This is a genomic window from Rhodovulum sp. (assembly GCF_011048875.1).
Taxonomy (GTDB): Bacteria; Pseudomonadota; Alphaproteobacteria; order Rhodobacterales; family Rhodobacteraceae; genus Rhodovulum; species Rhodovulum tesquicola.
Window position 1 is genome coordinate 1 of the sequence record NZ_DSDD01000004.1, and the last position, 7,767, is coordinate 7,767.

Annotated in this window: 6 protein-coding genes; 2 read left to right on the top strand and 4 right to left on the bottom strand. The window is 67.1% G+C overall.

From position 1 onward, the window contains the following. A partial coding sequence (locus tag ENN83_RS00040; protein WP_287182587.1) for a hypothetical protein occupies positions 1 to 341 on the top strand: 341 nt, incomplete at its 5' end. Here ENN83_RS00040 and ENN83_RS00045 read toward each other — a convergent pair. The 4 genes from ENN83_RS00045 to pncA form a co-directional block, all read right to left on the bottom strand. Continuing rightward, a complete protein-coding gene (locus ENN83_RS00045) occupies positions 338 to 3,049 on the bottom strand; it encodes a cation-transporting P-type ATPase (RefSeq protein WP_287182588.1) in 2,712 nt (903 codons plus the stop codon). The two genes, ENN83_RS00040 and ENN83_RS00045, sit on opposite strands and share 4 nt — an antisense overlap. Positions 3,050 to 3,098: 49 nt before the next feature. Further along, a complete protein-coding gene (locus ENN83_RS00050) occupies positions 3,099 to 4,820 on the bottom strand; it encodes a cation:proton antiporter (RefSeq protein WP_287182590.1) in 1,722 nt (573 codons plus the stop codon). Positions 4,821 to 5,005: 185 nt separating this feature from the next. Continuing rightward, positions 5,006 to 6,298, bottom strand: a complete 1,293-nt coding sequence (gene pncB, locus ENN83_RS00055) for a nicotinate phosphoribosyltransferase (RefSeq protein WP_287182592.1) — start codon at positions 6,296 to 6,298, stop codon at positions 5,006 to 5,008. A 2-nt stretch (positions 6,299 to 6,300) separates the two neighbouring features. Next, positions 6,301 to 6,909 (bottom strand): bifunctional nicotinamidase/pyrazinamidase, encoded by a 609-nt coding sequence (gene pncA / locus ENN83_RS00060; RefSeq protein ID WP_287182594.1) that lies wholly within the window; start codon positions 6,907 to 6,909, stop codon positions 6,301 to 6,303. Between the two features lie 223 nt (positions 6,910 to 7,132). Here pncA and ENN83_RS00065 point away from each other — a divergent pair. Further along, positions 7,133 to 7,767: hypothetical protein (locus ENN83_RS00065; protein WP_287182595.1), on the top strand; the 635-nt coding region annotated here is incomplete at its 3' end.

The window sequence follows — 7,767 nt, forward strand, 5'->3', positions numbered from 1 at the left end:
ACCCTGGCGCAGCGGCGCCGCCCCCCCGCGCTGCGCCGCTGCGCCAGGGTCTGATCGCGACCGCGCCCGCGCGCGCCCAGAACATGGCCGACCGGCGCGGCTTGGCCTCGGGGTCACCCCTGCTGCGGGCGCTCCTGGGCCGCGGCTGGCGCAGCCCGGCCGCCATGGCGCGGGATTTCCTGCTGATCGGCCTCGCGGGCGCGGCGCTGCTGCTGACCGGCCTTGCCCTGCCGGACTGGCCCTTGCTGTCCTGGCTGGGCAAGGTGTTCAGCATGCTGGGCGTCCTGGTCATGCTGATTTCATCGGGCGTGGTCTATTCCTACTGGCGCAGCTGCAGCTAGTCGCGCGGCGGCGGGGCCGCCTGCGCCGGGCGCCGGAAGGCCAGCCGCATCTGTTTCTCGGTCTCGATCAGCGCGAAGAACAGCACCCCCACCGCGACGATCAGCACACCGTCCAGGAACGGGATCGCCGCGGTGCCGAACAGCATCTGCAAGGGCGGCAGATAGGTGATCGCGAATTGCGCCGCCGTCACGGTGAGGACGCAGATCCACACAACCCGCGTGCCCCTGACCGCAGCCCAGGTCAGCGAGGTGCCGTGGATGTTGCGGATGAAGAACAGGTGGAAGATCTCCAGCACGACCAGCGTGTTCAACGCCATGCTTCGCGCCACGTCCTGATCGTAGCCGCGGTCCAGCGCATAGGCATAGACGCCGTAGATCCCCGCCAGGAACAGCACCGAGACCAGCACGATATGCCAGACCAGTTCGCCGGTCAGCAGCGGTTCGTCGCGCGGGCGGGGCGGGCGGCGCATGGTATTCGCCTCGGTCGGTTCGAAGGCCAGCGCGATGCCCAGCGTGACGGCCGTGATCATGTTGGCCCACAGGATCTGGACCGGGGCGATCGGCAGCGCCATGCCCAGCGCCAGCGCCAGAACGATGGTCATCGACTCGCCGCCATTGGTGGGCAGCGTCCAGCTTATGACCTTCTTGATGTTGTCATAGACGGTGCGCCCCTCGCGCACGGCGGCGGCGATCGAGGCGAAATTGTCATCGGCCAGCACCAGCTCCGAGGCTTCCTTGGCCGCCTCGCTGCCCTTCTGGCCCATCGCGATGCCGGCATCCGCGCGCTTCAGCGCGGGCGCGTCGTTCACCCCGTCGCCGGTCATCGCCACGGTAAGCCCGCGCGATTGCAGCGCCGTCACCAGCCGCAGCTTGTGGGCGGGCGAGGTGCGGGCGAAGATGTCGGTCCCGACCGCGATCTCGGCCAGTTCGGCATCGTCCATCGCCTCGATATCGGCACCGGTCAGGACGGTCGCGGTGTTCTTAAGCCCGATCTGCGCGGCGATGGCCTGTGCGGTGGCGGCATGGTCGCCGGTGATCATCTTGACCCTTATCCCGGCCGCATGACACTCGGCCACCGCGGCAACCGCCTCGGGCCGGGGCGGGTCGATCAGCCCGATCAGCCCGATCAGCGTCAGATTCCCGTCCAGATCGGCGGTGTTCAGGGTCGTGTGCTCCTGCGGCACGCTGCGCGTGGCAATGGCGATCACGCGCTGACCCTGCGCGGCCAGTTGCTCGACCATGTGATGCCAGTGCCCGGGGGCCAGCGGCTCGGTGCCGCCGCCCTCGGCCCGCTGGTCGGCGCACATGGCCAGCACCGCCTCGGGGGCGCCCTTGACATGGATCGCGGCGTGGCCCTCGTGGTCGTGGTGCAGCGTGGCCATGTAGCGATGCGCCGCATCGAAGGGGATCGTGTCGGTACGGGTCCAGGTGCGGAAGGGGTCGGGACCATCGCCCGTGATCTTGCCGGCCAGCGCCATCAGCGCCCCTTCCATCGGATCGCCCTCGACCCGCCAACCCGCCTCGGCGCCATGCAACACCGCATCGTTGCACAGCCCCGCGACATGCGCGAATTCCGTCAGAACCGCCTGCGCTCCGGCATCGGGATCATCGCCCTCAGGACGCACCCGCCCCTCGGGGGCATAGCCCTCGCCTTCGACCGCGTAGACCCGGGCGGCGGCGACAAGGCTTGCGGCCATCATCTCGTTGCGGGTCAGCGTGCCGGTCTTGTCCGAACAGATCACCGAGACCGAGCCCAGCGTCTCGATCGCCGGAAGCCGACGGACGATGGCGTTGCGCCGCGCCATGGCCTGCACGCCCACCGCCAGCGTGATCGTCAGCACCGCGGGCAGCCCCTCGGGGATTGCCGCGACGGACAGGCCGACAACCGCCATGAACAGTTCGGAAAACTCCATGTGGCTGACGAAATAGCCATAGCCCAGCAGGCTCGCCGCCACGAGCAGGATGAACACCGTCAGCCATTTCGCGAAGATGTCCATCTGGTGCACCAACGGGGTGGTCAGCGTCTGGACTTCGGCCAGCATGCCGCTGATCCGGCCGATTTCGGTGCGCGCGCCGGTTTCGACGACGACCCCGCGGCCCGTGCCGGTGGCGATCAGCGTGCCCGAGAACAGCATCGGCGTGCGGTCGCCCAGCGCGGCCCCGGCGGCTACGGGCTCGGTGCCCTTGTCGACCGGCACGGATTCGCCGGTCAGGATCGCCTCTTCGGCCTTCAGCCCGCGTGCCTCGATCAGCCGGATATCCGCGGGCACCCGGTCGCCCGCCTCGATCAGCACGATGTCACCGGGGACCAGTTCCGCGGCATCGACGCCGATCCGCCGTCCGTCGCGCAGCACCGCCGAGCGCGGCGCGAGCATGCCGCGGATCGCCTCCATCGCCTGTTCGGCGCGGCCCTCCTGGATGAAGCCGATGATCGCGTTGACGACGACGACCGCGATGATGACGCCGGTGTCGATCCAATGGTTCAAGGCGGCCGTAACCACCGCCGCGACCAGCAGGACGTAGATCAGCACGTTGTTGAACTGCAACAGGAAACGCATGATCGCGCTGCGCCGGGGCGGCTCGGGCAGGCGGTTCTCGCCATGGGTGTCAAGGCGGCGGCGGGCCTCGGTGGAACTCAGCCCATCGGGGCTGGACTCGACCGCCGACAGCGCCTGCCGGGCGGACAGCGCGTGGAGGGGTTGCGACATTTCGGGCATCCTGTCTCCTTTGGCGCGGACATGGTGAATGCGTGTCGGATCAGGCGGTCCGCAATTCCTCGCCGTCGATCTCGGGGATTTCGGTGCGCTCCGTTTCGGGAGCACCCGTCAGCAGTTCCACGGCCCGGTCGGCGGCGTCCTGGAACGGTTCCAGCACGATATCGGCGCCCGCGACGGTCAGCTCTTCGGTGTCCCTGGCCGTGTGCGAGGTGACCGCGATGCGCCCGCGAAAGCCCGCGGTCCGCGCAAGCTGGATCAGGGTCCGGCGGGTATCCTCGTGGCTGAGGCCGCCAACATGGATCGGTACGGTCGAGACGATCCAGTCGGCCCGCGCCAGCGGCAGTTCGCTCACGAATTCCGGGTCCGAGGCATCGCCGTATTTCGCCCGTATCCCCAGCGCGCGGGCGCGGCGCACCGCCTGCGGGCTGAAATCCACTCCCAACACCTTGATGCCGCGTTTCCGCAGTCGCACCGCGATGGCCGCGCCGAACCGACCCAGCCCGAACACCAGAACCGGACAGCCGTCCTGCGGCGCGGATTGGCCCCCATTCGGCTCGCGCGGGGTTCCGCGGCGCTCGAAGATGCCCAGCACCGGCTCGAACAGGCGGTAAAGCTGGTGCGAATAGGTGATCATGTAGGTCGAGGCCGCGATGGTCACCAGCCCGACCATGGTCACAAGGCCCAGCGCGTCCTGCTGGACATGCCCCAGCGCCACGCCCATCGCGACGAAGATCAGCGAGAACTCGCTGATCTGTGCGACGGTCAGACCGGCAAGGAAGCCGGTGCGCTTGCGGTAGCCCATGGCCCCCATGATGACGAGCACGATCAACGGGTTGCCAATCAGCACGAACAGCGAGAACACGACGGCGCCCGTCACATGCGCACCCAGCAGCGACAAATCAAGCGACGAGCCGAGCGCGATGAAGAAGAACAGCAGCAGGAAGTCCCGCAGCGGCGACAGCCGGGCCGCGATCGTCTCGCGATAGGGGGTCGAGGCCAGCGACACGCCCGCCAGCAGCCCGCCCACCTCCTTGCCCAAGCCCACGAAATCGCCGATCGCGGCGAAGATCGCGGCCTGCGCGATGGCAAAGATCACCAGCAATTCGGGCGCGCGCGCCAGCCGCTCGGTCAGCGGGTCGGCGACGTAGCGCACGAACAGGATCACCAGCGCCACCATCGCCACGCCCGAGGACAGCACCACCACGACCGACCCGCCGCCATGCCCGTCGGCCGCCGCGCCGATGCCAATGGCCGACAACACGATCATCGCCAGCACCACGACCAGGTCCTGCACGATCAGGAAGCCCAGCGCGATCTGGCCATGGAGGCTGTCGATCTCGCGCTTGTCCGACAACAGCTTGACGATGATGATGGTCGAGGAAAAGGTCAGCGCGACGGCGACATAAAGGCTGGTGATATGGCCCAGCCCCAGCGCCAGCCCGATCAGGTAGCCGAAGATCGAGGTGAACGCGACCTGGCCCAGGCCGGTCAGCACCGCCACCCCCCCGAGCGAGCGGATCAGCTTGACGTCGAGCTTGATGCCGACCAGGAACAGCAGCAGCGCGATCCCGAGCTGCGACAACAGGTTGATCTGTTCGTCGGAACGCACGAGGTCCAGCGCCGAAGGCCCGGCGATCAGCCCCACCGCGATGAAGCTGACGATCAGCGGCTGACGCAGGATGATCCCCAGAAAACCGATCACCGCCGCCATGACCAGCAGCAAGGCGACCTCTCCGAAGGCCGAGTTGAGGATGATTTCCATCAGCTCACATGCCCCTTGCTTCGGTTATCCCCAGACCCGGGTCGCGGCGCGTCGGGTCATGGCGCACAGACCGCCGCCGCGGTGTGAGATACTGTTTCAGGGCATTGTTGAAAACCTCTTGACGCGATTTCCGGGCCAAACGGACGCGAAAAAGGCGATCTCGCCCGGCCGGGACGGGGCGGCGGTCAGACCACGACGTCAAGCGGGCGCTGTGCCCCCACATCGAAGACACGCTTGTAACGCGCGACCTCGTCAGCGGGGCCCATCGCCTTGTTGGGGTTGTCCGACAGCTTGACCGTCGGCCGACCATTCGCGCTGACGGCCTTGCAGACCAGCGAGAAGGGCGACAGCGTGTCACCCGGCACCAGCCCGCGGAAATCATTGGTCAGCAACGTGCCCCAGCCAAAGCTGATCCGGGCACGCCCCGCGAATCGGGCGTGCAGGTCGGTGATGACGTCCACATCCAACCCGTCCGAGAAGATGATCAGCTTCTTGCGCGGGTCCTCGCCGCGTTCGGTCCACCAGGCGATGGCGGTCTCGGCGCCTTCGACGGGATCGCCTGAATCCACCCGGATCCCGGTCCAGCCCGCCAGCCAGTCGGGCGCGTGCTGCAAGAAACCCTTGGTGCCGAACGTGTCGGGCAGGATGATGCGCAGGTTGCCGTCATGCTCCTCGTGCCAGTCGGCCAGCACCCTGTAGGGCGCCTGGCGCAGATCCTCGTCGGTCTCGGCCAGCGCGGCATAGACCATGGGCAGTTCGTGGGCATTGGTGCCGATCGCCTCGATATCGCGGCGCATCGCGATCAGGCAGTTCGAGGTGCCGACGAATTTCGGCCCCAGCCCCTCGATCATCGCCTGAACGCACCAGTCCTGCCACAGGAAGGAATGCCGCCGCCGCGTGCCGAAATCGGCCAGTTTCAGCCCCTCGACGGGGCGCAACCGCTCGATCTTTTCCCAAAGCTTGGTCATCGCCCGGGCATAGAGCACCTGAAGCTCGAACTTGCCCATCGCCTGCAACACCGCGCGCGAGCGCAGTTCCATCAGCACGGCCAGCGCGGGGATTTCCCACATCATCACCTCGGGCCAGCGCCCTTCGAAGGTCAGTTCATACTGACCGTCGCGCTTCTCCAGGTGATAGGGCGGCAGTTGCAGCCCCTCGTACCATTCCATGAAATCGGGGCGGAACATCTGCCGCTTGCCGTAAAAGGTATTGCCACGCAGCCAGGTACTTTCGCCGCGGGCCAGCCGCAGGGTGCGGATATGGTCAAGCTGCTCGCGCAACTCGCCCTCGTCGATCAGCTCGGCCAGCCGGATATCGGTTGTGCGGTTGATCAGGCTGAAGGTCACCTGCGTGTCGGGCCGGTTCCGAAAGACCGACTGGCACATCAGCAGCTTGTAGAAATCCGTATCGAGCAGCGAGCGGACAATCGGGTCGATCTTCCAGTGGTGGTTGTAGACCCGCTTGGCGATGTCCAGCATTCTCAGGGCTCCAGCACGATATGCGCATCCAGCATCGCCTGACGCGCATCTTCCAGCGAACCGTTCAGGTCGATGCCGCGGCACGCCCCCTCGATCACCGTCACGCGATAGCCCAGACGCGCGGCATCGAGCGCCGAGTAGAGCACGCAGAAATCGGTGGCAAGTCCCACCAGCGTCAACTGGTCGATCCCGCGCGCCGTCAGGAAATCGTCAAGCCCGGTGGGCGTCTCGTGATCGTTCTCGAAGAAGGCCGAATAGCTGTCGATCCCGGGGCGAAAGCCCTTGCGCACGACATGGTCGGCCCGCGTCAGGTCGAGATCGGCATGGAAGGCCGCGCCCGGGGTGTCCTGCACGCAATGGACAGGCCACAGGATCTGCGGACCATAGGGCATCTCGACCACCTCGTAGGGCTGCTTGCCCGGGTGGCTGGCCGCAAAGGACGCGTGGTCGGCCGGGTGCCAGTCCTGGGTCAGCACGCGGGTCTGGAACTCGTCCATCAGCGTGTTGATCCGCGGCACCACGTCTTCGCCGCCGGGAACGGCAAGCGCGCCCCCGGTGCAGAAATCGTTCTGCACGTCGATCACGATCAGGGCTTCGTTGGCGGGTCGCATGGGCCGTCCTCCGGTCGCTGTCGGTCTTCGGGGTTAAGGGGGCACCCCCCTTTGGTCAATGCCCCGCTCTTGCCGCACCCGGCGGGGCGGGCCGGCGGGCCCGGACTCGACCGTCAGGTTAGCAGGGACCGGGCGGCGCGTCGAATCCCTGCCGGGCACAGGGCTGGACGGCGGGCCGGGCGGGGCTAGACTTATTTGTCCTCGACATAACAGAGGCTGCGCCATGCTTCACGTCATCACGCCTTCGACCGTGTCCAGCCCCTCGACCATGAAGATCCGCAAGGTGCCGCGGGGGCTTTTCGCGCATGGATTCTCGGTCCTGCCGCGGGGCTCGTTCGGCGGTCCGCTTTACCGAAGGATGGTGGTCGAGGTCTCGTTCCTGCGCTACCTGCTGGCGCTCAGCCCGTTCCCGGTCCTGATCCTGATGCTGCCCGAACATGCGCTGGCGATCGGTCAGGCGCCCGCGCTGATGTTCCTGGTGGTCTATCTTGTCGAATCCCGTGTGCTTTCGGTCGACAACCCCGAACGCCGCCGCCGCCTGATGCCCGAGGAAGAGGCCGAGCGCGGCGCCGACATTGCCCGCGCGCGGGGCCGCGAGATCCTGACCCGGATCGCCGCGAAACGGGGGCTCAAGGCGGGCGAACTGCATCTGGTGATCGAACAATCCGCACTGGCCCGGATTGCTCCGCTGACCTTCGTTTCGGTTCAGACCGACATCCCCGAACCCCAGGTGCTGGATCTGGACGAAGAAGAGCGCGGGCTGATCGAGACAACGCTGTTCGATTCCGAATTCACCGAGCAGCGCATGCACATCACCAGTCTGGCGCTGGGCCGGTTCCTGCATGACGTCACGCTGGA

Bases quoted from the DNA above. Each gene is read 5' to 3' on its own strand.
- pncA (WP_287182594.1), bottom strand. From the start codon at position 6,909: ATGCGACCCGCCAACGAAGCCCTGATCGTGATCGACGTGCAGAACGAT.
- pncB (WP_287182592.1), bottom strand. From the start codon at position 6,298: ATGCTGGACATCGCCAAGCGGGTCTACAACCACCACTGGAAGATCGAC.
- ENN83_RS00050 (WP_287182590.1), bottom strand. From the start codon at position 4,820: ATGGAAATCATCCTCAACTCGGCCTTCGGAGAGGTCGCCTTGCTGCTG.
- ENN83_RS00045 (WP_287182588.1), bottom strand. From the start codon at position 3,049: ATGTCGCAACCCCTCCACGCGCTGTCCGCCCGGCAGGCGCTGTCGGCG.